The 26,356-nt window shown below is 66.3% G+C and carries 28 protein-coding genes and 3 tRNA genes; 16 read left to right on the forward strand and 15 right to left on the reverse strand.

The annotated features are described in order from the left end of the window. Positions 1 to 141: 141 nt before the first annotated feature. Positions 142 to 285 carry a hypothetical protein gene (locus tag ACTXG5_RS06105; protein WP_169718264.1) on the forward strand — a complete coding sequence of 48 codons (144 nt, stop codon included), beginning with the start codon at positions 142 to 144 and terminating at the stop codon, positions 283 to 285. Between the two features lie 11 nt (positions 286 to 296). Here the strand turns inward: ACTXG5_RS06105 and ACTXG5_RS06110 are convergent, their stop codons facing one another. The 6 genes from ACTXG5_RS06110 to ACTXG5_RS06135 all read right to left on the reverse strand — a co-directional run bounded on the left by ACTXG5_RS06110 (position 297) and on the right by ACTXG5_RS06135 (position 4,551). Further along, on the reverse strand, positions 297 to 608 hold the full coding sequence (locus ACTXG5_RS06110; protein WP_445162834.1) for a DUF2694 family protein: 312 nt from the start codon (positions 606 to 608) through the stop codon (positions 297 to 299). Further along, positions 605 to 922, reverse strand: coding sequence for an ESX-1 secretion-associated protein (locus ACTXG5_RS06115; RefSeq protein ID WP_445162835.1), 318 nt, complete (start codon positions 920 to 922; stop codon positions 605 to 607). Before ACTXG5_RS06115 ends, ACTXG5_RS06110 begins: the two co-directional genes overlap by 4 nt. A gap of 45 nt (positions 923 to 967) precedes the next feature. Next, positions 968 to 2,410 (reverse strand): DUF4226 domain-containing protein, encoded by a 1,443-nt coding sequence (locus tag ACTXG5_RS06120; protein WP_445162836.1) that lies wholly within the window; start codon positions 2,408 to 2,410, stop codon positions 968 to 970. 136 nt (positions 2,411 to 2,546) lie between these two features. Then, entirely contained in the window at positions 2,547 to 2,909 is a 363-nt protein-coding gene (locus ACTXG5_RS06125) for a DUF4226 domain-containing protein (protein ID WP_445162837.1), read from the reverse strand. Between the two features lie 29 nt (positions 2,910 to 2,938). Next, on the reverse strand, positions 2,939 to 3,766 hold the full coding sequence (locus ACTXG5_RS06130) for a C40 family peptidase (RefSeq protein WP_445162838.1): 828 nt from the start codon (positions 3,764 to 3,766) through the stop codon (positions 2,939 to 2,941). Beyond that, positions 3,763 to 4,551, reverse strand: a complete 789-nt coding sequence (locus tag ACTXG5_RS06135) for a helix-turn-helix domain-containing protein (protein WP_445162839.1) — start codon at positions 4,549 to 4,551, stop codon at positions 3,763 to 3,765. The genes ACTXG5_RS06130 and ACTXG5_RS06135 overlap by 4 nt, the downstream gene beginning before the upstream one ends. Before the next feature lie 143 nt (positions 4,552 to 4,694). On the opposite strand from ACTXG5_RS06135, the gene ACTXG5_RS06140 reads away from it, so the two are divergent. The 5 genes from ACTXG5_RS06140 (at position 4,695) to ACTXG5_RS06160 (ending at position 9,665) form a co-directional block, all read left to right on the forward strand. Continuing rightward, a complete protein-coding gene (locus ACTXG5_RS06140; RefSeq protein WP_445162840.1) occupies positions 4,695 to 5,111 on the forward strand; it encodes a WhiB family transcriptional regulator in 417 nt (138 codons plus the stop codon). A gap of 91 nt (positions 5,112 to 5,202) precedes the next feature. Beyond that, the gene (locus tag ACTXG5_RS06145) at positions 5,203 to 6,585 is read left to right on the forward strand and encodes an acyl-CoA dehydrogenase family protein (RefSeq protein ID WP_445162841.1); all 1,383 of its coding nucleotides are present in this window, start codon (positions 5,203 to 5,205) and stop codon (positions 6,583 to 6,585) included. Between the two features lie 48 nt (positions 6,586 to 6,633). Then, positions 6,634 to 7,614, forward strand: coding sequence for a pirin family protein (locus ACTXG5_RS06150; RefSeq protein WP_445162842.1), 981 nt, complete (start codon positions 6,634 to 6,636; stop codon positions 7,612 to 7,614). After that, positions 7,611 to 7,952: a GNAT family N-acetyltransferase gene (locus ACTXG5_RS06155; protein WP_445162843.1), complete on the forward strand. Its 342-nt coding sequence runs from the start codon at positions 7,611 to 7,613 to the stop codon at positions 7,950 to 7,952. Before ACTXG5_RS06150 ends, ACTXG5_RS06155 begins: the two co-directional genes overlap by 4 nt. A 351-nt stretch (positions 7,953 to 8,303) precedes the next feature. Then, a complete protein-coding gene (locus tag ACTXG5_RS06160) occupies positions 8,304 to 9,665 on the forward strand; it encodes a PPE family protein, SVP subgroup (protein ID WP_445162844.1) in 1,362 nt (453 codons plus the stop codon). A gap of 14 nt (positions 9,666 to 9,679) precedes the next feature. On the opposite strand, the gene ACTXG5_RS06165 is transcribed toward ACTXG5_RS06160, so the two are convergent. Together ACTXG5_RS06165 and ACTXG5_RS06170 are read right to left on the reverse strand one after the other, a co-directional pair. Further along, positions 9,680 to 10,573 (reverse strand): SCO6745 family protein, encoded by an 894-nt coding sequence (locus ACTXG5_RS06165; RefSeq protein WP_445162845.1) that lies wholly within the window; start codon positions 10,571 to 10,573, stop codon positions 9,680 to 9,682. Positions 10,574 to 10,694: 121 nt separating this feature from the next. Continuing rightward, positions 10,695 to 10,780 (reverse strand) — tRNA-Leu (locus ACTXG5_RS06170). A 257-nt stretch (positions 10,781 to 11,037) separates the two neighbouring features. Between ACTXG5_RS06170 and ACTXG5_RS06175 the strand changes: the two genes are divergently transcribed. The 7 genes from ACTXG5_RS06175 to pknB all read left to right on the forward strand — a co-directional run bounded on the left by ACTXG5_RS06175 (position 11,038) and on the right by pknB (position 20,911). Beyond that, on the forward strand, positions 11,038 to 12,714 hold the full coding sequence (locus ACTXG5_RS06175) for a DUF3662 and FHA domain-containing protein (protein ID WP_445162846.1): 1,677 nt from the start codon (positions 11,038 to 11,040) through the stop codon (positions 12,712 to 12,714). 108 nt (positions 12,715 to 12,822) lie between these two features. Then, on the forward strand, positions 12,823 to 13,290 hold the full coding sequence (locus ACTXG5_RS06180) for an FHA domain-containing protein FhaB/FipA (RefSeq protein ID WP_313860605.1): 468 nt from the start codon (positions 12,823 to 12,825) through the stop codon (positions 13,288 to 13,290). Then, positions 13,287 to 14,825 carry a PP2C family protein-serine/threonine phosphatase gene (locus ACTXG5_RS06185; protein ID WP_445162847.1) on the forward strand — a complete coding sequence of 513 codons (1,539 nt, stop codon included), beginning with the start codon at positions 13,287 to 13,289 and terminating at the stop codon, positions 14,823 to 14,825. Before ACTXG5_RS06180 ends, ACTXG5_RS06185 begins: the two co-directional genes overlap by 4 nt. Then, entirely contained in the window at positions 14,822 to 16,231 is a 1,410-nt protein-coding gene (locus ACTXG5_RS06190; protein WP_445162848.1) for an FtsW/RodA/SpoVE family cell cycle protein, read from the forward strand. The genes ACTXG5_RS06185 and ACTXG5_RS06190 overlap by 4 nt, the downstream gene beginning before the upstream one ends. After that, complete coding sequence (pbpA, locus tag ACTXG5_RS06195) at positions 16,228 to 17,706, forward strand: D,D-transpeptidase PbpA (RefSeq protein ID WP_445162849.1); 1,479 nt, start codon at positions 16,228 to 16,230, stop codon at positions 17,704 to 17,706. Before ACTXG5_RS06190 ends, pbpA begins: the two co-directional genes overlap by 4 nt. Further along, positions 17,703 to 19,034, forward strand: a complete 1,332-nt coding sequence (locus ACTXG5_RS06200) for a serine/threonine-protein kinase (RefSeq protein WP_445162850.1) — start codon at positions 17,703 to 17,705, stop codon at positions 19,032 to 19,034. The genes pbpA and ACTXG5_RS06200 overlap by 4 nt, the downstream gene beginning before the upstream one ends. Next, positions 19,031 to 20,911: a Stk1 family PASTA domain-containing Ser/Thr kinase gene (gene pknB / locus ACTXG5_RS06205; RefSeq protein WP_445162851.1), complete on the forward strand. Its 1,881-nt coding sequence runs from the start codon at positions 19,031 to 19,033 to the stop codon at positions 20,909 to 20,911. The genes ACTXG5_RS06200 and pknB overlap by 4 nt, the downstream gene beginning before the upstream one ends. On the opposite strand, the gene ACTXG5_RS06210 is transcribed toward pknB, so the two are convergent. Beyond that, positions 20,889 to 21,587: an aminodeoxychorismate/anthranilate synthase component II gene (locus ACTXG5_RS06210; RefSeq protein ID WP_445162852.1), complete on the reverse strand. Its 699-nt coding sequence runs from the start codon at positions 21,585 to 21,587 to the stop codon at positions 20,889 to 20,891. The genes pknB and ACTXG5_RS06210 overlap by 23 nt on opposite strands. A 49-nt stretch (positions 21,588 to 21,636) precedes the next feature. Further along, positions 21,637 to 22,380, reverse strand: coding sequence for a DUF881 domain-containing protein (locus ACTXG5_RS06215; protein ID WP_445162853.1), 744 nt, complete (start codon positions 22,378 to 22,380; stop codon positions 21,637 to 21,639). A 118-nt stretch (positions 22,381 to 22,498) separates the two neighbouring features. Here ACTXG5_RS06215 and crgA point away from each other — a divergent pair, with 118 nt between their 5' ends. Beyond that, on the forward strand, positions 22,499 to 22,780 hold the full coding sequence (gene crgA / locus ACTXG5_RS06220) for a cell division protein CrgA (RefSeq protein WP_313860613.1): 282 nt from the start codon (positions 22,499 to 22,501) through the stop codon (positions 22,778 to 22,780). 155 nt (positions 22,781 to 22,935) lie between these two features. Beyond that, positions 22,936 to 23,370: a PH domain-containing protein gene (locus tag ACTXG5_RS06225; RefSeq protein WP_445162854.1), complete on the forward strand. Its 435-nt coding sequence runs from the start codon at positions 22,936 to 22,938 to the stop codon at positions 23,368 to 23,370. An 11-nt stretch (positions 23,371 to 23,381) separates the two neighbouring features. Here ACTXG5_RS06225 and ACTXG5_RS06230 read toward each other — a convergent pair whose 3' ends face one another. Continuing rightward, a complete protein-coding gene (locus ACTXG5_RS06230; RefSeq protein WP_445162855.1) occupies positions 23,382 to 23,930 on the reverse strand; it encodes a peptidylprolyl isomerase in 549 nt (182 codons plus the stop codon). A 138-nt stretch (positions 23,931 to 24,068) separates the two neighbouring features. Between ACTXG5_RS06230 and cwsA the strand changes: the two genes are divergently transcribed. Then, the gene (cwsA, locus tag ACTXG5_RS06235; RefSeq protein WP_445162856.1) at positions 24,069 to 24,506 is read left to right on the forward strand and encodes a cell wall synthesis protein CwsA; all 438 of its coding nucleotides are present in this window, start codon (positions 24,069 to 24,071) and stop codon (positions 24,504 to 24,506) included. Between the two features lie 123 nt (positions 24,507 to 24,629). Here cwsA and ACTXG5_RS06240 read toward each other — a convergent pair whose 3' ends face one another. The 4 genes from ACTXG5_RS06240 to ACTXG5_RS06255 all read right to left on the reverse strand — a co-directional run bounded on the left by ACTXG5_RS06240 (position 24,630) and on the right by ACTXG5_RS06255 (position 26,349). Then, a complete protein-coding gene (locus ACTXG5_RS06240; protein WP_445162857.1) occupies positions 24,630 to 24,932 on the reverse strand; it encodes a CDGP domain-containing protein in 303 nt (100 codons plus the stop codon). Positions 24,933 to 25,096: 164 nt separating this feature from the next. Continuing rightward, positions 25,097 to 25,169 (reverse strand) — tRNA-Ala (locus ACTXG5_RS06245). A gap of 154 nt (positions 25,170 to 25,323) precedes the next feature. Next, positions 25,324 to 25,397, reverse strand: a tRNA-Ile gene (locus tag ACTXG5_RS06250). Positions 25,398 to 25,461: 64 nt separating this feature from the next. After that, positions 25,462 to 26,349 (reverse strand): DUF3566 domain-containing protein, encoded by an 888-nt coding sequence (locus tag ACTXG5_RS06255; protein ID WP_445162858.1) that lies wholly within the window; start codon positions 26,347 to 26,349, stop codon positions 25,462 to 25,464. Between the last annotated feature and the right edge of the window lie 7 nt (positions 26,350 to 26,356).

The following is a 26,356-nucleotide window of genomic DNA, read 5'->3' on the forward strand; positions in this document are numbered from 1 at the left end:
GATTCCCGGGTAGCTCTCCGGAGGCGCTGGCGCGCCGTCTTTCGACCGAAGATCGCCACCGGCTCAGACTACCGACACGTTGCGAACGCTCTTTACGAAAGGTGAATTGTGCGGCCGTGAGGAGCTCGGTAGCGTGGGGCCATGGCTGATTCTGCGCTGCAGCAGCAACTCGACGAGGTGCGCGCTCTGCTCGGGCGCGCCCGAGAGTTGTTCGGAGCCAATCCCATTGAGCCACCGACCGATATCGCGCCGGATCCCGACGCCGCCAAGACTTGGCTGATCTAGACGCCGCGGAGTTAGTCCGCACCGTCGCGGCGGCGCAGCTTGTGCGCCAACAGCTTCTCGATCGCCGCATCGAGGTCGTTTGGGTTTGGTACTTCCGCCGACGGAGTGTGTCCGGCCGCGACGATCTCATCCCGGACTTCAAGCAACGCTTTGAGCCACGACACATCCGCGGTCAGCAGAATGCCCCGGGCCAAGGTCGCGGCGTCGGTATCCATTGCCTCTTCGCTCAGCGCGACGCTGTGCATATACCCGCCGCGACAAGAGCGGACCAGGATGTGCCCACTCGGGTGAACGGTGTCGAAGGCGGGATTAGCGTCTGTCATCGACCGCCGTCGACGATGCGGCCGAGTTCACCAGCCGCATCTTGCTCGTGTTGATCCCAGGTTGTTGCCGAGACGGTCAGCTTGTGCGCCATATCGGCGTGGTCATCCGCCTGCTGCTGGTAGCACTGGCGCCTGAGTTCGAGCAGTTCGCGTCCGGCGTCGCGAAGTTCGCCGAAGATGGGCCCCAGTGAGTCCAGGCTCTCTTGGATGGCGGCGTGCGCCGACGGAATGGTGCGCAAGTAGTCGGAGGTCTCCTGGTGGTGTGCCGCGGCTTCACGTAAGTGGGCGGGCACCACATGGATTCGATCTGCCATCCGCTGTCTCCTGTTCCTACGCCGCCGGCCGGGCCGGCGAGTTCACTATTGTCGCGCGGTCGGCGTGGCCGCCGGCCGGGTCGGTGTCGGTGCGTCGGTCCTCGCGGGGGCGGTCGCGGCCACCGCGGCCGGCGGATGCTCCCAGCCTAGAAAGCTCGGGCCGCTTACGGTGGCGATGTGCTGAATCTGGCCGTCCAGCAGGGCCTTGCTGTGGCCGAGGGCCAGCGCATGGCGATCGGTGAAAATTCCGATATCTCCGGGGGCGACCTGGATCGGGTCGATCGGACCGGCCACCGCGGTTCCCGGTGCGGGAATGGTGATTCCCTGCTGATGGAACGCATCCGGGATCGACGCGCCGCCCACGGCTGCCTCGATGGCCGCGGCCAACTGCGGGCTGGCGGCCGTCACCGTCTCACCATCGGGCAGGGACACCGTGGTGGGACCCGCCGGCTGCGATTCAGCCGTCGACACGTCCTGATCATGGTCGTCGTCTTCGCGTTTGTCCGGATCGTCCGATTCATCGTCGGCCGGGTCCGCGTCGAGATCGTCGAGACCCCGCAGTGCCGGATCGGTTTCGCTGCCCTCTTGGCGCCCGGGCAACGCAAATCCGCCAGGCGCGCCCCAGCCGCCCATCGAACCCGGCCCGGGCGTCGACCCCAGACCGACGTTGGGAATGCCCGGCAGTGCCGACGGCATCGTAGGTGCCGCCGCGCTCTCGGTCGGACTCTGCCCCACATCCCCGGTCAACAGGCCGGGATCGTCGGCGAGCAGCGGATCCAGTAACGGATCCCATCCGGCATCGGCGGGGTCGGGCGACTGTTGACCGGTGCCGCGCGCGGGTGCGGCAACCGGTGCCGCCGATGCGCTCTCGCCGGCAACGCTCTGTCCGCCCTTCGCGGCGTCGTACAGCGATGTCCATGCGGCCATCAGCGCTGACTTCGACGTGTCGTCCAGGCTGGCGTTCACGACCACAGCCCGGATGTCTCGCAGCTTGCCGATGAGGAACCGCTGGAAGTCACGTGCTCCTGCGGGAGTGTCCAAGTCCGATCGGTTGTGCACGGCGGCCTCGGTCTCGCGCTGCAACGTGCTCAGCGCTTCTGCGCCTTCGACAGTCTTCAGGTGTGCGTTCATGATCGCCGAAATGACTTGCAGGTCGAGCTGAGAACTCGCCGAATTCTGGTGTGCCAGCGCGGCTTCAGCGCCTGCTATGGCTTCGGCGGCGGCGCCCTCCTCTCGATCCGACGGCGCGTGGGGTACGTCTGCTATCTGTCGAGTCGGCGGGCCACCGGGGGTCGCACCGGGGTCGAATAGGCCCGGGTGTTGTTGGCGGATCTTGGTGAGAATCGTGTCGAGTTGTTCCGGACGTGGCGTGGGGGTGACCACCGCGGCCAGCTCTGTCGGCGTCAGCCCGCTCTGCCACGCATTCGGATCGCCGGTGCGGTCGCGCACGACTTTGACCGCGGCCAGCAGCTCGTCATATGTCGACATCGGCTAGGCAAACGGTGCTGCGCCCCAGTGCGGGCGGTGTCGCGACCCCTCCATGCCGGGTGACAGTACTTAGGCGGGCCGCTGCCGACAATTCACCGCGACACGACTGTGGATGAACATCGCCGGCAGCATCTCGCTAGCCCGCGGACACGCCGTACTCTCCCCGCAAGCTTTCCAGCACAGCCGTTTTCGCGCGATCCAACTCGTGCGCATCCGCTACGACCGCCGCGATCTCGCGCTGCTTGGCAACCAGAAACTTCTGAAACTCCCTCGCGCCCATGGGGGTATCGGTAGCCAGACTCGCCTGATGCGGAACGGCGCGGTCGATCTCGTCGGCGATGGCGTCCAGGCGCCTGATGCTCTCCCGCATCGCGGCATGTGCGCTGGCGAGCACGTCCGTCAGCACCCGGTCGGCCTCGGCGACCGCGCTGTGCCGGGTCACCAGTGCCGACTGCCGCGCCTGAATGGCGCCTAGCGAAGGTCCGGCTTGTTCCGACATGCGTTCAACCTAATCATCGAGCCCACTTTTCATATCGGACGGCGAATCGCGACGTAGTTTCCCAGCTGGCTGATCCGAACCGAAGCACCCGAATAGGGCGCTTCGACGACGAGATTGTTGCCGATGGCCATCTGCACGTGCCCGGTGTGCGGGAAGACGAGATCGCCGGGCCTGACGTGCGAACGCGGCACCGGGATCCCGTCGTTGATCTGCTGAAACGTGGTGCGGTCCAGATGGATACCGGCCTGCGCATAAGACCACTGGACCAACCCGGAACAGTCGAACTGATCGGGGCCGGTCGCGCCCCAGACATAGGGGCGACCCAGGCGGGATAGCGCCGCACGCACCGCAATTCCGGCACGGCCGGTCGGCGACGGCAGCCGCAGTCCGCCCATTCCCGGACGGTGATGGTGCAGCATCCGGTAGCGCAGTGCCCGCAACGCCATCGAATGCCGTCGCGCACGTAAGCGGGCAGCCAATACGTGCGCCCGTTGCGCGTGGAGCCGCGCGACCCGACGGCGCATGGCCTCGCGCTGGGCCATCGGCGTCATTGGCGCAGCGGCGGCATCGGCGCGGGCCTCGTCGAGGACGTTCTTGGTCAGCTCATGAGCCTGGGCCCGATCCTGGTGGGCGGCGGCGATGACGCCTACCGCCGCGGCATCCGTGCGCGCTGCCGAGCGCAGCGCTTCGTGGCTTCGGACTACCCGGTATCGGTAATTACCTGGTCCCACACTGCTATTCAGTGCGGGGTTTCGGCTCATTAAGGCGCGCTGCGGCCCGTCCAGCGTTGGCGGCCGCGTGCTGCCGGCGAACAACTGATGAGCGCGGCTCAACGCCTCGATATCGTTTTCGGTCATCGGTGCCCCCCGCCGCTGCCCTGATCTGTGCCGTCTTGGCTCGTCGACCCCATCGTGTCGGCAAACTCGCGAACTCGGGGGAGCACTCCGGTCGGGATCACCCCACGGTTGCGGATGTCCCACATGTCGTCACTGCTCACACCAAGCAGCGCCGCGATGATCGCGTCGGGGAGCGGGGACTGCGCGCAGGCCCGGTCGAACCGCGCGCTCAAGCTGGTGGGCATTCGCTTCAGTAGAGCGCCACGCGTTTCCTCGAGGGCGTGGAGATGCTCCATCAGCCGGTTCGTGGAGTCGGCGCCGGCGTTCACGGCCACGCGCCATGAGCTGGCGGCGAGCATCTCTGCCTTCACGCATTGCGCGATCACAGAGAGAATATACGTCTCATATTCGTTTGATGTCGTCGCCGGCAGCCGATCGATGACGGATTTGAGGGCATCGAGTTGGGCTTCGGCGTAGCCTTCCAGCACGTCGGTGTCACTGTGACGGTCGACGACCACCGCTCCGGCGCGTGGCGGGGACATCGTTTCCAGGGGCTGCGCGGCGACCAATCGGGCCAGCTCGGCATCCGGATCGGCCGCCACCAACAGCCGCGAGTAGGTGCCGGGCGGCAGGCCCAGGCCGTTTTCAACCTTCTGAACAGTGCTTTTGTGGGGCTTGCGGGCGCCGCGCTCCAGATAGCTCAGTCCCATGATGCTGACGCCGGTTGCGGCAGCAAGCTCCGCTAGGGACCAGTCGTGCGACTCCCGCAATGCACGGATCGCCGCACCTGCCGATTCACGGCTCACCGCAGGCTCCGGCCATGGGCCGGATATTACACAGCCCTGGTCCTATCGCTATGTATATATGTTTTTATCTCGTTTCTCTTGCGCGGGCCGCCAGGTTATGTATACGCTTTTGCCTACGTTCTATCTCAGACAAGGAGGCCGACATGGGACACCCCTGCACAACCGACCCGGAACTGTGGTTCGGCTACCCCGACGACGACAGCGGCGACGGCGCGGCAAAGGCCCGTGCCTACGAGCGGTCGGCCACCGAGGCGCGGATCCAATGCCTGCGCCGCTGCCCGTTGGCGCAACAGCGTCGATGCGCCCAGCACGCCATCGCCCATCGCGAGGAGTACGGCGTCTGGGCCGGCGTCAAACTTCCTGGCGGCCAGTACCGCAAGCGCGACCAGCTTGCTCGAGCCCATGACATCCTGCGGCGCATCGCCGCCGGCGAGATCAACTCCCGGCAGCTACCCGAGAACGCAACGCTGTTGGCGCGCACCGAGCACGAGGCCATAGCGATGCCCGCGGTGGTGTTGCACCTACCGACCGCGCAGGTTGGGCCACGGTCGGCAGCCTGACCGGCGCTGTGCCGCGTGAACGTTTGTTCACCCAATCGACGGGGTAGTCGGCGTCGGCGGGACATCAGACCGTCGACCCAAAGGCGCATTCATGACCTTCGACCTGACACCAACGGCAGCACAACACGACCTTGCCCGGCGCACGCACGAATTCGCGGAGTCGGTGATACGTCCGGTCGCGCTCGAGTACGACCAGCGGCAGGAATTTCCCTGGCCGGTCCTCGAGGAGGCTGCCGAGCGCGGCTTCTATAGTCCGTTGTTCTACCGCGATCTCATCGGCGATCCCACCGGCCTGTCGCTGCCGATGTTCATGGAAGAGCTGTTCTGGGGTTGTGCCGGAATCGGTTTGGCGATTGTGATGCCGGCACTGGCGCTCTCGGCGATCGGTCAGTCCGCTTCCCCGGAGCAGATGCTGCAGTGGGCACCCGAATGTTTTGGCACCCCAGGCGATCTCAAACTCGCCGCACTGGCGATTTCCGAGCCCGAAGGTGGCAGTGACGTACGTAATCTGCGCACCCGGGCACGCCGCGACGGCGACGACTGGATCATCGACGGCCACAAGATGTGGATCGGTAATGGCGGCATCGCCAACGTGCATGTGGTCAACGCCGTCGTCGACGAGGAACTCGGCCACCGCGGGCAGGCCCTGTTCGTGGTGCCGGGTGGCACACCGGGACTGGAACTGGTGCGCAAGCTTGACAAGCTGGGCTGCCGCGCGTCACACACCGCCGAGTTGCGGTTCAACGGTGTACGCGTTCCGGACGCGAATTTGCTTGGCGGACAAGACAAGCTCGAACACAAACTCGCCAAGGCCCGCGAACTCGTGGCGGGCGGAGAGCGCTCCGGCTCGACGACCCTGGGCACCTTCGAACAGACTCGCCCGATGGTCGCAGCCCAGGCAATCGGCATCGCGCGTGCCGCACTGGAGTATGCGACAGCGTATGCCACCGAACGGGAAGCGTTCGGCGGACCGATCATCGATAACCAGGGAATCGCGTTTCCTTTGGCCGACCTGGCAACACAGATCGACGCGGCTCGGCTACTGACCTGGCGGGCCTCCTGGATGGCAGCCAACGAGGTCGCGTTCGAGCGGGCAGAGGGCTCGATGGCCAAGCTGGCCGCCAGCGAGGTCGCCATCAAGGCCACCGAACGCGCCATTCAGACCATGGGCGGCTGGGGCTATATCACCGATCACCCGGTCGAGAAGTGGTACCGAGATGCCAAGCTGTACACCATCTTCGAGGGCACCAGCGAGATTCAGCGGATGGTCATCTCGAATGCGCTGGGCGCCACCGTAGGCACCCCGCCGCTGCATGTCGTGCTCGAGCCGTCCGGCGGACCGCTGAACCGGATGTTCGGCCGAGGCGCCCCGCTACGGTCCCGCGCGGCCGACGCGGCGCTCTCGGTGAAGGATCAAATTCCCGAACCGATCATGCAGGCGGCCATGCGGCTGCTGCGGCCGCCGGGCAGGTAAGCCCGCGCGGTACGGTCGCGGTGTTACGCCCGCAACGAAGGGTGCACGGTGAGCAACCTGGAGACCGCGCCGGCCGAAGTCGCCTGCAGCGCTTCACGGGATTCGGGTATCGAGGTTCTGCGGCCGCGAGAGGTTCCGCTGGGCGGGCCGCGAGCCATCCGGGTGCAACGCACCCTGCCGCAACGGCAGCGCTCACTGATCGGAGCATGGTGCTTTATCGACCACTACGGCCCCGTCGCCGCGCGCATGGATGTTCCTCCTCATCCACATACGGGACTACAAACGGTGAGCTGGCTGTTCAGTGGGGAAGTGGAGCACCGCGACAGTGCAGGCGTGCACGCCCTGGTCCGGCCCGGCGAGTTGAATCTGATGACCGCGGGGGCGGGGATTTGTCATTCCGAGGTATCGGTCGAGCCGGACGCCGTTCTGCACGGAGTGCAGTTGTGGGTCGCGCTGCCCGATTCCGATCGCGACACCGACCGAGGCTTCGCTCACCATGTGCCCGACCCGGTCTCGCTTCCGGGCGCGGTGGCACGGGTGTTTCTCGGAGAGCTGGCCGGAACCCGTTCGCCGGTGCATACGTTCACGCCGCTGATGGGCGCCCAGATCGATCTCGACGGCGAAGCTGAGCTGCTCATCGACGTCGACCCCGCATTCGAACACGGTGTGCTCTGCGACTCGGGCACCGTAGCGCTCGGCGGAACGCCGCTGGCAGTCGCCGACCTCGGCTACCAAGGCCCGGGCAGGCCCGCACTACACCTGCGCAATGTTGGGGATCAGCACGCGCGGGTAGTGCTGTTGGGGGGCGCCCCGTTCACCGAAGAGCTGCTGATGTGGTGGAACTTCGTCGGGCGCAATCACGACGAGATCGTCCGCTATCGCCAACTATGGGATGACGCCGACGGGCGCTTCGGCGCCGTCGAGGGCTATCGGGGCTCGGTCTCGCGACTGCCCGCCCCGCCGTTGCCGGCAACCCGGCTGCGGCCACGACCAACACCGCACGGACCGAATGGAAAGGAATCCACATGACAACCGATAAGACCGGTGCACCGACCACAGTCGCCGAGGGGCGCCAGACGTACACCATTGCCGTCGAAGGCCAGGCCGTCGGCCACGCCGACTACGCGGACCGCGGCGACCAGCGCGTTTTCTACCACACCGTGGTCGATCCTGAATACGGCGGACGCGGCCTGGCAACCATCCTGGTCGAGGAGGCGCTGAACGGGGCACGCGACGCCGGCAAACGAATCGTGCCGGTGTGCTCGATGGTCGAAACGGTGCTCAAGAAGCATCCCGAATTCGACGAGATCACCGACCCCGTCACCGCCGAGGTCAGGGGCTGGGCGCTGACGCAACCCAGCAGCTAAGCGGACGTCTTGTCGGCGACGACTTCCCACAGCCTTTACTGCGACGAGTGCCTAGCGTCCGCCGCCCTTATCGGCAGCTAAACGTTCCCAGAAACCGCGAGCCGGGCTTGCGAATTCGGCGGATATTGCCTATCGACGTGGCATAACGTCTTCTAGCAGGACAGCTGGGTAAATTGGGTATCCCAGTACGCGTGCATCGGGGTTACATCGCGGGGTCCGGGACCTCCCAGCTAGTTCACAGGTCTCCGTGAGCAAAATGGTTGACGCTGCCGGCCAGGTCCGACCAGGGCGTCGTGTTCGTTTGCCGTTCACTATGCCGCCAGCACTGGGCCCGCTCGATCGGAGGGACACATGGATTACGCGGTACTGCCGCCGGAGATCAACTCCGCGCGCATCTACGCCGGACCTGGTTCCGGACCGATGCTGGTCGCCGCGTCGGCATGGGAAACACTCGCCGCCGAGCTGCACTCGACAGCAACCTCGTATCAGTCGACAATCGCCGAGCTGACCGCTGGACCCTGGCTCGGCCCCGCAGCGGCAGCGATGGCTGCCGCGGCAGCCCCCTATGTGACCTGGTTGAGAACCGCCGCCGAGCAAGCCGAGCAGACCGGCAACCGGGCTGTTTTGGCGGTGGCCGCCTATGAAGCGGCGTTTGTGGAAACGGTCCCCCCGCCGGTGGTCGCCGGCAACCGCAGCCTGCTGGCTGCCCTGGTGGCCACAAACTTCTTCGGACAGAACACGTCGGCGATCGCGACTACCGAAGCGCAGTACGGCGAGATGTGGGCCCAGGACACCGGCGCCATGCAGAGTTACGCAACCGAGTCGGCGTCGGCCACATCGCTGACGCCGTTCGAGTCGCCATCATCGAGCACCAGCACCGACGGGTCCGCGAACCAAGCCGAGGCGGTCAGCCAAGCCACCGGCGTCTCGGCTGGCAGCGCGCAGCGGACCGTCCAGCAGACCATGTCCGCGGTCCCCAACGCGCTGACCAACCTGGCGAGCCCTGACCTAGGCTTCCCGGGTTTTGGGGGGCGGGACCTGCTCGGCTTGCTTGCGGACCTGAGTGCGGTTTTTGTCGATCCGGAACTCGGGGCGGCGGGCCTCAGCGCCGATACCTCGCTGGGGACGACAGCTCTTCCTTTCGACGTGGGCGGCTACTACACCGGTGTTCACACCGACGACATCGTTAGCGGCTGGGGGGGTGTACAACCGTGGCCCGGCAATGCGCCGGCACCGCCGACGTCATTTCCGGTGCTCACCAACCCCGCCTCGACGGTTACCGGGGGTTTCAACCAAGCGAATTCGATCGGACGGTTGTCGGTGCCGCCAGGGTGGGCGTCCGCGGCCCCCGAATTGCGCGCCCTGACGACGGCGCTGCCGGCCGCGACCGTCGGCGCCGCCGCACAAGCGACCGGTTCCAGCGCGGGAAGCCTGTTCAGCCAGATGGCGTTGGCGAGCATGGCCGGACGCGCAATGGCCGGTACGGGCGGCGGTGGTATCGCGGGACGCCAGGAGCGTATCGGGATGCTCGGGCGCAAGCCGAAGGACTCAGCGTCGGCTGAGGCGCCCGAAATGCCGCAGGTCCCGGTCGGTGGCCCGATCACCAGCATCGCCGCCGAGCTACGGGAGCTGGCCTCGCTGCGGGACGCGGGGATTCTCACCCAAGACGAATTCGTCGACCAGAAGCAGCGCCTGCTTCCGCGCGATCCGTAGCCGCCCAATCCTCGCTAGGCGGAGTTCAAGTGCGCGCTGGCGTCGTGTAATTCGTCGCGGCGCAACGCCATTGGAGTGACGGCCAGAACATCGCCGCCCTCCACCACCGCCCGGGTGATCGGCGTGAGTGCCTGGAACAGCGCCTCCGCCTCGTCGTCGCTGAGCGCCTCGAGCGCCGACAGGCCCAGTGCGTCTGTGCTCGCTTCGACGTGGTTCTTCAGGTCGCGGCCGGCCGCGCTCAGCGATCCGTCGCCGTTGAGCAGTCCTCGCTCGGCCAGCCGTTGTTCGTGGTGACGCCACTCGGTGTCGTCGTAATCCCGGGTACGGGCGATGTAGTCCCGCGGGAGGCGGCCCGCCGCGGCGTGTAGCACGTTGGACTCTCGTCCCGAGATGCCGGCGGCGGTCAACACCGCCACGTGGGCGTCGCCGCGGTGCTCACGCAACAGCGTGGTGGCATGCCACAGCGCGGCCAGCGGATTGTCCGGCCAGGGCAGCGCCAGATTGGCGGCGAATAGCGGTCGTCCGTCAACAGTCGCGTGACGCGCCGCCTTTCCTGCTAATTCTGCTGCGGCACTGATGTTTTCGTCTTCTTTCAGGCCGTAGCGACGCAGCGTCGCGACCGCTGAGTCCTGGCGGGCTCGCAACGCGGCTTCCGGGCCGGCGATCTGCCATGCCGCCGGCAGTGCCTTGGCGACGCGTTGGGGGGCGAAGTTGTGGAAAATCGCGGTGACCACCTCCGGCGGCACCATGCCCAGCGGCGCCGACCGGGCCGCGAAGTAGCCCATCCAGAAACCTCGGTAACCCAGCTCGTCGAGGGCCGCCCGCGCCTCCGGCGCGAAGTAGGTGACCGCGTGCACCGGCTCGAATCGATCAAAGAAGCGTCGCGCCAGCTCTGGTTGTCTGCGCACGATTGCAGTTAACCACCGCCGGCGAGCGCGACCAATCCCCATCCCGTGGACGGGAACCAGTGAGGGTCACGACCCCTCGTAGCGTTCGTGACCTCAATGTCGGCAGTCCGTAGAACCGCTGTGGTGGGCGAAGGGGGACTTGAACCCCCACGTCCCGAAGGACACTGGCACCTGAAGCCAGCGCGTCTGCCATTCCGCCACTCGCCCGGGGAAAACAACCGATGGACCATATCACTGTAATGGCCCTTCGCCCTAACCACGCCCGTGGCCGCCCAAGCCTGTTCCGTGCCGGGCCACCTCGCACTGGGACCGGGTTTGACCAGCATGGATGTGATTCTCAGAATTCTCACGGTGACGCAGCGCCGCGGTGTCCCGATACCATGCTTGGGTGATGCGACACGCGGGCGGGACGTTTGCCTTGCGCCGGGCGATATGCCGCGACAAGTGCGGGCGAGCGCACAGGCATGGGTAGCCAAAAGGGGCTCGCCGCGCGGATCGAACGCAGACTTGAGTCGACCGTCGGCGATGCGTTCGCCCGAATGTTCGGGGGATCGATTGTCCCTCAAGAGGTTGAGGCTCTGTTGTGCCGTGAAGCCGAAGACGGCGTCCGGCCACTTGGCGGAAATCGCCTTTTGGCACCCAACGAATACGTCATTACCCTCGGTGTGCACGACTTTGAGAAGGTGGGCGCCGATCCGGATCTCACATCGGGCGCTTTCGCTAGATACCTGGCCGACTACATCCATGAACAGGGGTGGGAAACGTATGGTGATGTCGTCGTTCGGTTCGAGCAATTGCCGAACCTGCATACCGGCCAGTTCCGCGCCCGCGGTGCTGTCAACCCCGATGTCGAGCCCCGCCCGACGGTCAACGATCACGCCCGGCCACAATCAGATCAGGCGTTCAGCGCAGAACCAGGAGTACCACCAATGAGTGACAACTCGAGCTACCGCGGCGGTCAGGGGCAGGGGCGTCCCGGCGACGAGTACTACGACGAGCGTTACGCGCGTCCGCAGGACGATCAGCGCGCCGGTCAGGATCCGCAGGGCGGGCCCGACCCGCGCGCGGGACTTCCGCCGGAGCAAGGCGGCTACCCACCCCCGGGCGGATACCCGCCGCCTCGCCAGCCCGACCAGGGCGGCTACCCAGACCCCGGCGGCCACCAAGAACAACGCGGCGGGTACCCCGAGCAGGGCGGCTACCCAGACCAGCGCGGTGGCTATCCCGAACAAGGCGGTTACCCGCCACAGGGCGGTTATCCTCCGGCCCAAGGCGGCTACCCGGACCCGGGCCGCGGCTACCCCGACCAGGGGCAGGGCGGCTATCCGCCGTCGTATGAGCAGCGTCCGCCTGCTGGCGGCGGCTACGGCGGTCAGGGCTACGACCAAGGCGGGCAAGGTTACGACCAGGGCTACCGTCAGGGGGGCGGCGGCTACGCTCCTCCTCCCGGTGGTGGTCAGCCCGGCGCTGGCCAGCCGGGTTACGGCGGCTATGGCGATTACGGTCGCGGGCCGGCGCGTCCCGAGGAGGGCGGTTACCCGCCCCAAGGCGCGCCCGAACAGCAACGGCCGCCCTACCCCGAGCAGGCTGGCGGCTACGACCAGGGTTATCAGCAGGGTGCCCCGGGCTACGGCGGCCAGCAGGAGTACGGCGGCGCGGGCGACTACACGCAATACGCCGAGAGCATTCCGGGCGGCGGCTACCCCCCGCAGGGCGGCGGTGGATACCCCGAGACGGCCCAGCCCGACTACGAGTACGGCCAGCAGGCCGAGTACGGGCAGCAGCAGGGTGACTACGGCCAACCGGCCGCTGGCGGCTACGGCGGTTACGGCCAAGGCGGTTATGGGGCCGCCGGAACGGCGGTCACGCTGCAGCTCGATGACGGCAGCGGCCGGACCTACCAGCTACGCGAAGGTTCCAACATCGTCGGTCGCGGACAAGACGCCCAGTTCCGCCTGCCCGACACCGGTGTGTCGCGACGCCACCTGGAAATCCGCTGGGATGGACAGGTCGCACTGCTGTCCGACCTCAACTCCACCAATGGCACGACCGTTAACAACGCGCCGATACAAGAGTGGCAGTTGGCCGATGGTGACGTGATCCGTTTGGGCCACTCGGAGATCATCGTTCGGATCCACTGAACGCACCGGGCACAAGCTGCCGTGCTTCGCCCCGCGTCGAGCGCCCTCCAAGTATCGTGACGTTGCTTGGTTTCACGAGGTGCGGCGCCAGGACGGAAAGGACGCCAGATGCAGGGACTGGTACTGCAGCTGACGCGCGCCGGATTTTTAATGTTGTTATGGGTATTCATCTGGTCCGTTCTGCGGATCTTGAAGACTGACATCTACGCACCAACCGGTGCGGTCATGGTGCGCCGTGGCTTGGTATTGCGCGGCACGCTGCTGCCGTCCCGCCAGCGCCGCCATGCCGCCCGCTATCTAGTGGTGACCGAAGGGGCATTGGCAGGTGCGCGCATCACGCTCAGCGGACAGCCCGTTTTGATGGGACGTGCCGATGATTCGACGCTGGTACTGACGGACGACTACGCCTCGACGCGGCACGCCCGGCTATCTCAGCGCGGCTCGGAATGGTACGTCGAGGATCTAGGATCGACCAACGGTACTTACCTTGACAGGGCGAAGGTGACGACTGCGGTACGAGTTCCAATCGGAACGCCGATTAGGATCGGCAAGACGGCAATCGAGTTGCGCCCGTGAGCCTGGTCCTCCGATATGCCGCCCGCAGCGATCGCGGCCTGGTACGCGCCAACAATGAAGACTCGGTCTACGCGGGCGCTCGACTTCTGGCCCTTGCCGACGGCATGGGCGGCCACGCGGCCGGCGAGGTGGCCTCCCAGTTGGTGATCGCCGCATTGGCTCACCTCGACGACGACGAGCCCGGTGGCGACCTGCTCGCCAAACTCGATGCGGCAGTGCGCTCCGGTAACTCGGCCATCGCCGCACAAGTGGAGATGGAGCCCGATCTCGAAGGAATGGGCACCACGCTTACCGCAATCCTGTTCGCGGGCAACCGTCTTGGATTGGTGCACATCGGAGACTCGCGCGGCTACATGCTTCGCGACGGCGAGCTGGCCCAGATCACCAAGGACGACACCTTCGTCCAAACTCTGGTGGACGAAGGACGGATCACCCGGGAAGAGGCGCACAGCCACCCGCAGCGATCGCTGATCATGCGGGCGCTGACCGGCCACGAGGTCGAGCCCACCTTGACCATGCGAGAAGCGCGCGCCGGTGATCGCTACCTGCTCTGTTCGGACGGGCTATCCGATCCGGTGAGCGACGAGACCATCCACGAGGCCCTGCAGATTCCCGACGTTGCCGAAAGCGCTTACCGTCTCATCGAATTGGCGTTGCGCGGTGGCGGCCCTGACAACGTGACGGTCGTGGTTGCCGATGTCGTCGACTATGACTACGGCCAAACCCAGCCGATTCTTGCCGGCGCGGTATCCGGTGAAGAAGACCAGCTGACGCTGCCCAACACCTCGGCGGGCCGGGCTTCCGCAATCGGTCCTCGCAAAGAGGCCGCCAAACGCGTTGTGCAACAAGAGGAGCCGGCCAGCCGGCCCCGGTGGGCATGGCGGCGGATGTTCATTGTCGTCACGCTGGTGGTACTGCTGGCCCTCGCGGGCCTGGCCATCGGACGAGCCATCATCCGCAGCAATTACTACGTTGCCGATTACAACGGCATGGTGTCGATCATGCGGGGAATTCAAGGGTCGCTGCTGGGCATGTCCTTGCACGAACCCTATTTGGTGGGCTGTCTGAACGCACGCAACGACCTATCGATCATCAGCAACAGCCAATCCGGCAGTCACCTCGACTGCCGGACGATGCAACTGCAGGACCTGCGCCCTGCCGCACGCGCACAAGTGTTGGCCGGGCTTCCGGCCGGGACTCTCGATGAGGCCGAATCACAGTTGAAAGAGTTGTCGGCCAACAACCTCTTGCCGCCCTGCCCGCCGCCTCGCGCGACCTCGCCGCCCGGGTCACCGGCCCCGGCAACCAACGCGACGACACCGCCGAGCGCCACCGCGCCCCCTAGCCCTTCCGCCGGCACCCCACCCAACAGCACCGCCGTAAGCCCTGCCCCCGCAAGCACCCCCCCAGCAGCACCCGCGACCACGTCGCCCACAACCACTCCCCCGCAAGCGGGCGGTACCCCCACCCAGACGGTGACTACTCTCCCGCCACTCCCACCTCAGCCGGGCATCGACTGCCGGGCGGCTGCATGACCACACAGGTCCAACCGCCGGTCGCGGTTACGCCTCCGCTGCCTACTCGGCGCAACTCCGAGCTGCTGCTGTTGTGCTTCGCCGCCCTGATCACCGTCGCTGCGTTGCTGATCGTCGAGGCCAACCAGGAGCGGGGCCTGCGCTGGGACCTGACCGGCTACGGACTGGTCTTCCTGGCCGTGTTTGGAAGTGCGCACCTGGCTATCCGGCGCTTCGCCCCCTACACCGACCCGCTGCTGCTGCCAATTGTGGCTCTGCTCAACGGACTTGGCCTGGTAATGATTCACCGGCTCGACCTCGTCAGTAATGAGCTCAGCGGCCGCCATCACCCCAGCGCAACCCAACAACTGCTGTGGACCCTGGTCGGGGTTGCCGCGTTCGCGCTCGTGGTCACCTTCCTCAAAGACCACCGACAGCTCGCGCGCTACGGCTACATCTTCGGACTCACGGGTCTGGTCTTCTTGGCAATCCCCGCCATCCTGCCGTCATCGTGGTCCGAGCAGAACGGCGCGAAGATCTGGATTCGCTTCCCGGGCTTCTCAATTCAGCCCGCCGAGTTCTCCAAGATTCTGCTGCTGATCTTCTTCTCCTCGGTGCTGGTCGCCAAGCGCGGTCTGTTCACCAGCGTCGGTAAGCATTTGATGGGTATGACCCTGCCGCGCCCGCGAGACCTGGCACCGCTGTTGGCGGCCTGGGTGATCTCGATCGGTGTCATGGTCTTCGAAAAAGACCTCGGCACTTCGCTACTGCTCTACGCGTCATTTCTGGTGGTGGTCTACCTCGCCACCCAACGCTTCAGCTGGGTGGTACTCGGGCTGGTGCTGTTCGCCGCGGGAAGCGTTGCGGCGTACTTCATTTTCGGACACGTACGCATTCGCGTGCAGATGTGGTGGGATCCCTTCTCGGATCCCGACGGCAACGGCTATCAAATCGTGCAGTCGCTATTCAGCTTTGCCACCGGTGGCATCTTCGGCACCGGACTGGCCAACGGGCAGCCCGACACGGTGCCGGCCGCGTCCACCGATTTCATCATCGCCGCATTCGGTGAAGAACTTGGATTAGTGGGTCTGGCGGCCCTTCTCATGCTGTACACCATCGTCATTGTCCGGGGCCTGCGCACAGCGATCGCGACCCGCGACAGCTTTGGCAAGCTGCTGGCCGCAGGTCTGGCATCGACGCTGGCGATCCAATTGTTCATCGTCGTCGGCGGCGTCACCCAGCTCATCCCGCTGACCGGATTGACCACACCGTGGATGTCCTACGGCGGATCCTCGCTATTGGCCAACTACGTGCTGTTGGCCATCTTGGCGCGCATCTCGCATAGCGCCCGGCGCCCGTTGCGAACCCGCGTACACGACACCTCGCCGATCGCGGCGGCCGGCACCGAGGTGATTGAGCGGGTATGAACACCTCTCTCCGCCGGATCTCGGTGACCGTGATGGTGTTGATCGTGCTGCTGCTCCTCAACGCCACCATGACGCAGGTCTTCGCCGCTGACGGGCTGCGCGCTGACCCGCGCAATCAGCGGGTCCTGCTCGACGAGTATTCGCGGCAGCGCGGCCAGATCATCGCGGGCGGCCAGCTGCTGGCCTACTCGGTGGCCACCGACAGCCGGTTCCGTTTCCTGCGGGTGTATCCCAACCCCGCGGTGTACGCGCCGCTCACCGGCTTCTACTCGTTGCGGTATTCCAGCTCCGGCCTGGAACGAGCCGAAGACTCGCTGCTGAACGGTTCCGACGAGCGCCTGTTCGGGCGCCGGCTGGCCGACTTCTTCACCGGCCGCGATCCGCGCGGCGGCAACGTCGACACCACGATCAACCCGCGTATGCAGCAGGCCGGCTGGGACGCGATGCAGCAGGGTTGCGGCGGGCCGCCCTGCAAGGGAGCCGTGGTTGCGCTGGAGCCGTCCACCGGCAAAATTCTGGCCATGGTGTCGTCGCCGTCCTATGACCCCAACCTGCTGTCCTCCCACGATCCCGAGGTGCAGGCGCAGGCTTGGCAACGGCTGCGCGACGACCCCGACAACCCGCTGGTCAACCGCGCGATCTCGGAGACCTACCCGCCCGGTTCCACATTCAAGGTGATCACCACCGCGGCGGCGCTGCAGGGCGGCGCCACCGAGAATGAGCAATTGACGTCGGCGCCCACGATCCCCCTGCCCAACAGCACGGTCACCTTGGAGAACTACGGCGGCACCCCGTGCAGCGACCAACCAACCGTGTCGCTGAGCCAGGCCTTCGCCAAGTCGTGCAACACCGCATTTGTCCAGTTAGGCATCCTCACCGGGGCCCAGGCCCTGCGCAGCATGGCGCATTCGTTCGGGCTGGACACCACCCCGAGCGTGATTCCGCTGCAGGTGGCGGAATCGACTGTTGGGATAATCGCGGATGCCGCCGCACTCGGGATGTCTAGCATCGGGCAGAAGGACGTGGCGCTGACCCCGCTGCAGAATGCGGAGATCGCCGCGAGCATCGCGAACGGCGGCGTGACGATGCAGCCCTTCCTGGTCGAGAGTCTCAAAGGGCCAGACTTGGCGAACATCAGCACGACGGCGCCCTATCAGCAGCGTCGCGCGGTATCGCCGCAGATCGCCGCTAAGCTGACAGAGCTCATGATCGGCGCCGAGAAGGACGCACAACAGAAAGGGGTCATTCCCGGCGTGCAGATCGCATCCAAGACCGGTACCGCAGAGCATGGCACCGACCCGCGCAACACTCCACCGCACGCGTGGTACATCGCATTCGCGCCCGCGCAGGCACCGAAGGTCGCCGTGGCGGTGCTGGTGGAGAACGGCGCCGACCGCCTTTCCGCGACCGGCGGTGCGCTCGCCGCGCCGATCGGACGGGCCGTCATCCAGGCCGCACTTCAGGGGGGCCCATGAGCCCACGAGTTGGCGTAACGCTGTCGGGCAGGTACCGGCTGCAGCGCCTGATCGCCACCGGAGGCATGGGCCAAGTCTGGGAGGCCGTGGACAGCCGGCTGGGCCGGCGCGTCGCGGTCAAGGTGCTCAAGGCCGAGTTCTCCCAGGACTCCGAGTTCATCGAGCGGTTCCGGGCCGAGGCGCGCACCACCGCGATGCTCAACCACCCCGGGATCGCGGCCGTGCACGACTACGGCGAAAGCCAGATGGACGGCGAGGGGCGTACCGCCTATCTGGTGATGGAGCTGGTCAATGGTGAGCCGCTGAATTCGGTGCTCAAGCGAACGGGTCGGCTGTCGCTGCGCCATGCGCTGGACTTGCTCGAGCAGACGGGTCGCGCTCTGCAGATTGCGCATGCCGCCGGGCTGGTACACCGCGACGTCAAACCGGGCAATATCTTGATCACCCCGACGGGGCAGGTGAAGATCACCGACTTCGGCATCGCCAAGGCCGTCGACGCGGCGCCGGTAACCCAGACCGGCATGGTGATGGGCACCGCCCAGTACATCGCGCCCGAACAGGCGCTGGGTCACGACGCCACCCCCTCCAGCGATGTCTACTCGCTGGGAGTTGTTGGCTACGAAGTGGTTTCGGGCAAGCGGCCGTTCACCGGCGAGGGCGCTTTGACCGTGGCGATGAAGCACATCAAGGAACCCCCGCCACCGCTGCCTCCCGAGCTTCCGCCAAACGTGCGCGAACTCATCGAGCTCACGCTGGTCAAGAACCCCGGCATGCGCTACCGCAGCGGGGGACCGTTCGCCGACGCCGTAGCCGCGGTACGAGCGGGCCGGCGGCCTCCGCGCCCCAGTCAGTCACCGCCCGCAGGGCGGGCCGCGCCGGCGGCCATTCCGTCGGGCCCGCAGACCAGGTCGGCGCCCGTCGCCACTCCGCGTACTGCTGCGCCCCGCCGATCGCGGCCGGCCACGAGTAATCATCGGCCGCCCCCGGCCCGTCGTACCTTCTCGTCGGGCCAGCGCGCGCTGCTGTGGGCCGCCGGCGTGCTTGGCGCGCTCGCCATCATCATCGCGGTGCTCATCGTGATCAATTCCCGCGGGGACACCCAGCAACAATCTCCGCCCCCGACAGTCACCGATACCGGCACCCCGCCGGCGACCGGGCCCCCGCCGGCAAGCAAGACCCCCAGCGGTTCCGGCCCGAGTCTGCGACTTGATTGGACGGATCGCGGCACGATAAGCAATTCTGGACTCCACAGCAGGCCACCAGAACTGAGCTGGGCTAACCCCTTGACGCCCAACCTGTCTCCGGCCCGACGCGAGACAAGACAATGACCACCCCGCAGCACCTGTCCGACCGTTACGAAATTGGCGACATCCTCGGTTTCGGCGGTATGTCCGAGGTTCACTTGGCCCGCGACGTCCGCTTGCACCGCGACGTCGCGGTGAAGGTGCTGCGCGCCGATCTGGCCCGCGATCCCAGTTTCTACTTGCGCTTCCGGCGCGAGGCGCAAAACGCCGCGGCGCTGAATCACCCTGCCATCGTCGCGGTCTACGACACCGGCGAGGCAGAAACACCCGCGGGCCCGCTGCCCTACATCGTGATGGAGTACGTCGACGGTGTCACGCTGCGCGACATCGTGCACAACGACGGCCCCCTGCCGCCGCGGCGCGCGATCGAGATCATCGCCGACGCCTGTCAGGCCCTGAACTTCAGTCACCAGAACGGCATCATCCACCGCGACGTCAAGCCGGCGAACATCATGATCAGCACGACCAATGCGGTCAAGGTGATGGACTTCGGCATCGCGCGCGCGCTCGCCGACAGCGGCAATAGCGTCACCCAAACCGCGGCCGTGATCGGGACCGCCCAATATCTTTCGCCGGAACAGGCTCGTGGTGATTCCGTCGACGCCCGCTCCGATGTCTATTCGTTGGGCTGTGTGCTTTACGAAATGCTCACGGGCGAGCCGCCTTTCACCGGAGACTCGCCGGTTTCGGTTGCCTACCAACATGTCCGCGAAGACCCGGTGCCACCGTCGAAACGGTACGAGGGCATCTCCGCGGAACTCGACGCCGTCGTGCTCAAGGCGCTGGCCAAGAACCCGGATAACCGGTATCAGACCGCGGCAGAGATGCGCGCCGACCTGGTTCGGGTGCACAACGGTGAGGCTCCGGAAGCACCCAAGGTGTTCACCGATGCCGAGCGGACCTCGATGATGGCGGCCACCGGCCCCGGCCACGGGAGTCCGCGCACCGACCCGTTACCCCGTCAACGCTTCAGCGCCGCCGACCCCGATCGCATGGGTGGTCCGGTCGGTCGCTGGGTTGTCGCGGTCGCTGTGCTGGCGGTGCTGACGATCGTGGTCGTCATCGGGTTCAACACCTTCGGCGGATCGACCCGCGACGTTCAAGTGCCCGACATGCGGGGCCAGGTGTCCGCCGACGCCGTTGCCGCTCTGCAAAACCGCGGCTTCAGGACGCGCACGCTGCAGAAGCCCGACTCGTCGATCCCGCCCGACCACGTCATCAGTACCGATCCCGGCGCCAACGCGTCGGTGGCTGCGGGCGACGAGATCGCGATCAACGTCTCGACCGGACCCGAACAACGCGAAGTGCCCGACGTGTCCTCGCTGAGTTACTCCGACGCGGTGAGCAAGCTGAAGGCCGCCGGGTTCACCAAGTTCAAGCAGGCGAACTCGCCGTCGACCCCGGAGCTGCTGGGCAAGGTGATCGGCACCAACCCGCCCGCCAACCAGACGTCGGCAATCACCAACGTGGTCACCCTGATCGTTGGCGCGGGACCCGAGACCAAGCAGGTCCCCGACGTCGCGGGCCAGACGGTCGACGTCGCCCAGAAGAACCTGACGGTCTACGGCTTCACCAAGGTCACCCAGGCGCAGGTGGACAGCACCCGTCCCGCCGGCGAGGTGATTGGCACCAATCCCCCCAAGGGCCTGCCGGTTCCGGTGGACTCGATCATCGAGCTCCAGGTGTCCAAGGGCAATCAATTCACGATGCCCGACCTGACCGGCATGTTCTGGACCGACGCCGAACCGCGGTTGCGCGCACTGGGCTGGATCGGGGTGCTGGACAAGGGTGCCGACGTCGATGCCGGCGGCTCCCAGTCCCACCGGGTGGTTTACCAGAACCCGCCCGCGGGTTCCGGGGTCAACCGGGACGGCCTCGTCACGCTGAAGTTCGGTCAGTAGCCGCCGGGTCGGCCGGGAAATGCGGCCGCACCGCGGCGCGAACTTCGTTCTCCAGCCGGCGGATCAGGGTGTCGTCGCGCGACCATCCGCAATCGGCCAGCCAGTTGGCCAGCATCCGGTGCCCGCCCTCGGTGAGAATCGACTCCGGATGGAACTGGACGCCGTGGATCGGTAACTCGGTGTGGCGCACCGCCATGATGACCCCGCTGCGCGTGTGGGCGGTGACCTCGAGCACCGCCGGCAGCGACTCCGGCAGGATCGTCAGCGAGTGGTAGCGGGTCGCCGTAAATGGATCCGGAAGTCCTTGTAGCACACCAACATTGGTGTGGTAGACGCTGCTGGTCTTACCGTGCAGCAGTTCGGGCGCACGATCGACGGTGGCGCCGAACGCGACCCCGATGGCCTGGTGCCCGAGGCAGACCCCGAGCAGCGGGGTGGCAGCCGCAGCGCACGCGCGGACCAGGTCGATCGACGCGCCGGCACGCTCCGGGGTTCCCGGCCCGGGGCTGAGCAGGACGCCGTCGAACTGCGCGGCGATGGCGGCGTGGCCGTCTCGTGAGTCGGCGAGCCTCGTGTCGTCGTTGCGCCACACGTCAGCCTCGACTCCGAGTTGCCCCAGGTACTGGACGAGGTTGAACACGAAGCTGTCGTAGTTATCGACAACCAGGATCCGCATCGTGTCAGGTTACCGCCCGGCCGGCCTGCGGATGCTGCTCAGTGGGTGCTCAGTACCCGACTGGGCCGTCCGGCTCTGCGAAATGCATCCGGACCGGCTCGCTGTGGCCGACGATCTGCACGTCGGGCTTGGCGTCTTCGTGGTAGCCGAGCCCGAACCGGACGACGTACTGCTTGTAGAGGATTACCAGGGGAGCGGCGGCCAGGGCCGCCTGCATGGCGTTGGCATTGCCGATAGCGGTGATCGTGTACGGCGGGCTGTAGGTACGCCCGTTGAGCAGGAGCGTGTTGCCGACACAGCGCGGGACCGAGGTGGCGATGATCCGCTGATCCTGCATCTGGATCGCCTCCGCGCCGGCACTCCACAGTCCGTTGAGAACGGCCTGGATGTCTTGCTGGTGCACCACCAGGTCATCGGGGGAGGCGTCGCGCGGGAAGCGGCCGTTGGCGTCTCGCTGAGCGTCATCGAGCGTCACCACCAGGCCCGGCCCGTGCACCGGGTTCATGTCCGCCTCACCGGCCAACTCCGCCGAGCGCCTGAGCATGGCCGCCAGTGCGGCGTCGGAGGACTTCAAATGCGTCGAGTCGATCTTGGCGGCCAGCTCGTCGCGTTCGGCCTTGAGCCGATTCACCGTGGCCTGCGTGTCTCGCACCAGATCAACGAGACGCGGTGCATCGCTGCGACGGATCTCGGCGCCGCCGGATACCGCGTGCGTAGCGGCCAGCAGCAGTCCGGCCAGCAGGCAGACCAACGGGACACCGAAGCTCCATGGCGACCGGCGGGTCTGGATCATCGGGTCTCCAATTTCCTGGTCGGGGTGCCAGGTGGGTTAATCTCGTAGCCAAGTCCTGCATGTAGCTACAACCGCTATCGTTGCACCCCGTCCCGTTCACCGTTATCCCGAGGTAATGATGCCCAAGTCCAAGGTCCGCAAGAAGAACGACTTCACCGTCAGCGCGGTCAGCCGGACGCCGGTGAAAGTTAAGGTCGGACCGTCCAGCGTGTGGTTCGTCGCGCTGTTCGTAGGTCTCATGCTGATCGGCCTCGTCTGGCTGATGGTGTTCCAGTTGGCGGCCGTCGGAAGCCAGGCCCCGACAGCGCTCAACTGGATGGCGCATCTGGGTCCGTGGAACTACGCGATCGCGTTCGCTTTCATGATCACCGGTTTGTTGCTCACGATGCGCTGGCACTGACCAAGATCAGATCAGAAATGAATTCATTTCGGGGTCGATTCGCGGCTAAGCCAGCAACCTTGTGACTACCCAATCACACGCGTGTGATTTATCCCCACTGTTGATAGCTGATGTGGATAACTCCATCGGCAGTGGTGGGAGAGGCTAAGAACCGCATGCAGCAAACACGGTGGGAACCGCGCGTTGTCGGAATTGCTGGTTGTGGGGTCGCTGGGGTTTTCATGGCTATCGCCTGTGTGACCGTCGTCACAGACCTGCCGGGGCGCGTCTTGGCGGGGATAGCCGGGGCGGGTCTGCTGTTGTTTGCGGGCGCGACGTGGCGCGCGCGTCCGAAGCTGGCAATTACCCCTGCCGGTCTGGCGATCCGGGGGTGGTTCCGAACGCAGGTATTGCAGCATTCCGATATCAAGATCATTCGGATCACCGAGTTCCGCCGCCTTGGGCGCAAGGTTCGGTTCCTCGAAGTCGAAACCGCCGACGAGGGGCTGGTGCTGTTCTCCCGATGGGACCTCGGCACCGAGCCGTTGGACGTGCTCGACGCGCTCACCGCCGCCGGCTACGCCGGCCGAAAGGGCGCCGAGCCGGCTTAGCTAGGGCCGGCTTAGGAGATCGTGATCGACTCGATGACGACCGCGTCGGAGGGACGGTCGCTGGCGTCGGTGGACGTCGTGGCGATGGCGTCGACGACCCCCTGCGACTCCGGGTCGATGACCTCGCCGAAGATGGTGTGCTTCCGGTTCAGGTGCGGCGTCTGGCCCACCGTGATGAAGAACTGCGAGCCGTTGGTGCCGGGACCCGCGTTGGCCATCGCCAGCAAGTAGGGCTTGTCGAATTGCAGCTCGGGGTGGAATTCGTCGGCGAACTGGTAGCCCGGGCCGCCGCGCCCCGTACCGGTCGGGTCGCCGCCCTGGATCATGAAGCCCTGGATCACTCTGTGAAAGACCACGCCATCGTAGAACGGACCGGCAGGGCTACCCGAAGCGTTTTGGGTCGAGTACTCCTTGGTGCCCTGCGCCAGACCAACGAAGTTGGCGACAGTCTTGGGCGCGTGGTTTCCAAACAGGGCGATCTTGATGTCGCCGCGGTTGGTGTGCAGTGTGGCAGTGGCAGTCTGATGCGGGCTGTTGGTCACGACAGGAGAGTCTGCCATTACCCGCGGGCACGCCCGCACCCGGTGTCACCCGGTGCGGGCCGGTGCCGAAAATGCCGACGTTGCGCGGCAATAGGCCCGCCGGTGTTTTTATGGTGGCAGTCTGTAGGTTCCACGAGCGGCACAGAAAGGCGGCAGATGAGTGCGCAGGCGGAATCCCGGCTCACCCCTAGGCAGCGACTGTCTCGAGGCCTGACTTACTCGGCGGTGGGGCCGGTGGACGTCACGCGCGGCGTCATCGGACTGGGGGTCGACTCCGCGCAGTCGACCGTATCGGAGTTGCGTCGCCGCTACCGCCAGGGCCAGCTTTCTCGCGATATCGCCGCGGCACAGGAAACGATCGCCCAGGAGCTGGCCGCCGCACAGGACGTCGTCTCGAACCTGCCGCAGGCGCTGCAGAGCGCCCGTAAATCCCAACGCCGCCGCGGCAAGCGGCCCTTGCTGATCGTGGGAGCCGCCGTCGTCGTCCTGGCCGGCGGCGCGGCCGCATTCAGCATCGTTCGGCGTTCAACCAACCGGGATAACCCGGAGCCGTCGCCCCGGCCACCCAGCGTGGACGTGCAACCGCGCCCCTGACGCCGCTTCGGCAGCAAAGCCCGGAAATTTCCCAATTACACTGTGCCCGTAGGCCGATCGGCCTTCGACTTTTGCGGCCGGGCGCGCGCCGGACGGCTTCTTCGGGCAGCGCAGCTTGCCGCTTTAGTCGTCGATGTGGTTCGGCGGCTGCCCGAGCGGCGCGGGCTGCGCCGGGTCGACCGGGTAGCACTCGGGCGGCGGGGTCACCTCACCCATCACGCCCCGGGGGCCGAAGATCGGGGTGCTGGGACGCTGGTAGCACCGCTCCCAAATCCCGTTCGGGCCTACCGGTTTGTCGCAATAGGATTCCCCAGGAATGGGGGTGGGCTGACAGGCCGCCGAGGCGGTCGGCGCGCTTCCGATTCCGCAGATTGTCAGTGCTGCCCCTACCGACGCGATCGCGGTAGCCAACGCCGATTTCATCATCACCCGCACCATACCGCTGCGGTGTGACCGCGGCTGCCGACTCAGCAAACGAGCCCAGGGCAAGGGGCGGGGACGAGATCCGCGGCCCACGAACTGTCGGGGGTTGCGCAATTGGTCACCGCGACCGGAAATTCGGAGGCCGCTTGGGCCCGGCTTTTGATTTGTGGAGCCTAGGGGAATCGAACCCCTGACACCTGCCTTGCAAAGGCAGTGCTCTACCAACTGAGCTAAGGCCCCTCTTGACCGTTAGGTGAGTCAATGGGTGCTGGATCAACTGCTGCCACGTGCCAGACCTCGACCCCGCGTCGTGACCGCACCACCGCTGCCACCAAGGCAATCAGTGCCAGCGGCAATGCAAGTCTCACGCAACGTTTTGACGGGCACATGGTTGTGGGCCTAGGAGGACTCGAACCTCCGACCTCTTCGTTATCAGCGAAGCGCTCTAACCACCTGAGCTATAGGCCCGTACACACGGGTACGGCCGAGCGACGAGATTACCGCAATCGCCGCCCCACCCCAAAACCTCGCACTAATCCCGATCCGCCAGCGTCACTTCGATGCCGCCGATCAGGTCGGTCGCCAAGTTGTACACGAACGCGCCGATGGTGGCCATGGCGGTCAGCAAGACGATGTTGACCAAGCCGATCAACACGGCGCCGCCGAAAATCGTGCCGCTGGACACGAGTTCGCCACTGCTACCGCTGGTGTTGTTCAGCAGGTCACCGACGTTGCTGTTGAGCTTGGCCCAGACACCCATGCCGCCGAGCACCAGATACAGGAACGCCACGGCGATCATCCAGACGAAGAACAGCGCCACCGAAAGCATCAGCGACACCTTCAACGTGCTCCACGGATCGATCCGGCGGATCTGCATGCTGGCCCGGACCGGGCCCCGGCCTCGCCGCGGCACCTGAACGACGCTGTCGCGGTTCTCCCGGGATTCGGTAGTCGTCGAGCGTCCCGATCCCGCCGATGCTGAGGTTTCCGAGCTGCGCTCCGGGGTGGTCTTGCGCTGCGTTCCCCGCGGAAGCGGACCGGACAGATCCGGCAACTCGCTGGCGTAGGCCTCATGCGGTGGCCCGTCACCGCGTGTCGGCGCGTCGAAGTCCTGGCTCTTCGACGGCGATGGAGCGCCGGCTCCCGGCGCGTTGCCACCGGAGATGAAGCGGTTCAGTCGCGCATCAACACCGGAAGGTGCGCCCTGCGGCCGCGCCTCGGTCGGCGGTTCGGTCTGACGATTCGCGGGGTTGGCGGCCCGGGCGGCGCCGCGCTGCCACGGTGGCGAGTCCCCGCCCTCCTGACTACGGCCTGCCTGGGTGGGCGTCCCGCGCTGGGGCACACCGGCACGCTCGGCCGAAACATCCCCATTCGGGCTGTCGCCCTTTTTGGGGGCGCCCGGCTCGCTCGGTGAGGTCACCCCGACT

The sequence above is a fragment of the Mycobacterium sp. Dal123C01 genome (assembly GCF_052566995.1).

What these genes read in the sequence shown, in the direction of transcription:
- ACTXG5_RS06105 (WP_169718264.1), top strand. Translation starts at nt 142, where the DNA reads ATGGCTGATTCTGCGCTGCAGCAGCAACTCGACGAGGTGCGCGCTCTG.
- ACTXG5_RS06110 (WP_445162834.1), bottom strand. Translation starts at nt 608, where the DNA reads ATGACAGACGCTAATCCCGCCTTCGACACCGTTCACCCGAGTGGGCAC.
- ACTXG5_RS06115 (WP_445162835.1), bottom strand. Translation starts at nt 922, where the DNA reads ATGGCAGATCGAATCCATGTGGTGCCCGCCCACTTACGTGAAGCCGCG.
- ACTXG5_RS06120 (WP_445162836.1), bottom strand. Translation starts at nt 2,410, where the DNA reads ATGTCGACATATGACGAGCTGCTGGCCGCGGTCAAAGTCGTGCGCGAC.
- ACTXG5_RS06125 (WP_445162837.1), bottom strand. Translation starts at nt 2,909, where the DNA reads ATGTCGGAACAAGCCGGACCTTCGCTAGGCGCCATTCAGGCGCGGCAG.
- ACTXG5_RS06130 (WP_445162838.1), bottom strand. Translation starts at nt 3,766, where the DNA reads ATGACCGAAAACGATATCGAGGCGTTGAGCCGCGCTCATCAGTTGTTC.
- ACTXG5_RS06140 (WP_445162840.1), top strand. Translation starts at nt 4,695, where the DNA reads ATGGGACACCCCTGCACAACCGACCCGGAACTGTGGTTCGGCTACCCC.
- ACTXG5_RS06145 (WP_445162841.1), top strand. Translation starts at nt 5,203, where the DNA reads ATGACCTTCGACCTGACACCAACGGCAGCACAACACGACCTTGCCCGG.
- ACTXG5_RS06155 (WP_445162843.1), top strand. Translation starts at nt 7,611, where the DNA reads ATGACAACCGATAAGACCGGTGCACCGACCACAGTCGCCGAGGGGCGC.
- ACTXG5_RS06160 (WP_445162844.1), top strand. Translation starts at nt 8,304, where the DNA reads ATGGATTACGCGGTACTGCCGCCGGAGATCAACTCCGCGCGCATCTAC.
- ACTXG5_RS06175 (WP_445162846.1), top strand. Translation starts at nt 11,038, where the DNA reads ATGGGTAGCCAAAAGGGGCTCGCCGCGCGGATCGAACGCAGACTTGAG.
- ACTXG5_RS06180 (WP_313860605.1), top strand. Translation starts at nt 12,823, where the DNA reads ATGCAGGGACTGGTACTGCAGCTGACGCGCGCCGGATTTTTAATGTTG.
- ACTXG5_RS06190 (WP_445162848.1), top strand. Translation starts at nt 14,822, where the DNA reads ATGACCACACAGGTCCAACCGCCGGTCGCGGTTACGCCTCCGCTGCCT.
- pbpA (WP_445162849.1), top strand. Translation starts at nt 16,228, where the DNA reads ATGAACACCTCTCTCCGCCGGATCTCGGTGACCGTGATGGTGTTGATC.
- ACTXG5_RS06200 (WP_445162850.1), top strand. Translation starts at nt 17,703, where the DNA reads ATGAGCCCACGAGTTGGCGTAACGCTGTCGGGCAGGTACCGGCTGCAG.
- pknB (WP_445162851.1), top strand. Translation starts at nt 19,031, where the DNA reads ATGACCACCCCGCAGCACCTGTCCGACCGTTACGAAATTGGCGACATC.
- ACTXG5_RS06210 (WP_445162852.1), bottom strand. Translation starts at nt 21,587, where the DNA reads ATGCGGATCCTGGTTGTCGATAACTACGACAGCTTCGTGTTCAACCTC.
- ACTXG5_RS06215 (WP_445162853.1), bottom strand. Translation starts at nt 22,380, where the DNA reads ATGATCCAGACCCGCCGGTCGCCATGGAGCTTCGGTGTCCCGTTGGTC.
- crgA (WP_313860613.1), top strand. Translation starts at nt 22,499, where the DNA reads ATGCCCAAGTCCAAGGTCCGCAAGAAGAACGACTTCACCGTCAGCGCG.
- ACTXG5_RS06225 (WP_445162854.1), top strand. Translation starts at nt 22,936, where the DNA reads ATGCAGCAAACACGGTGGGAACCGCGCGTTGTCGGAATTGCTGGTTGT.
- ACTXG5_RS06230 (WP_445162855.1), bottom strand. Translation starts at nt 23,930, where the DNA reads ATGGCAGACTCTCCTGTCGTGACCAACAGCCCGCATCAGACTGCCACT.
- cwsA (WP_445162856.1), top strand. Translation starts at nt 24,069, where the DNA reads ATGAGTGCGCAGGCGGAATCCCGGCTCACCCCTAGGCAGCGACTGTCT.
- ACTXG5_RS06240 (WP_445162857.1), bottom strand. Translation starts at nt 24,932, where the DNA reads ATGATGAAATCGGCGTTGGCTACCGCGATCGCGTCGGTAGGGGCAGCA.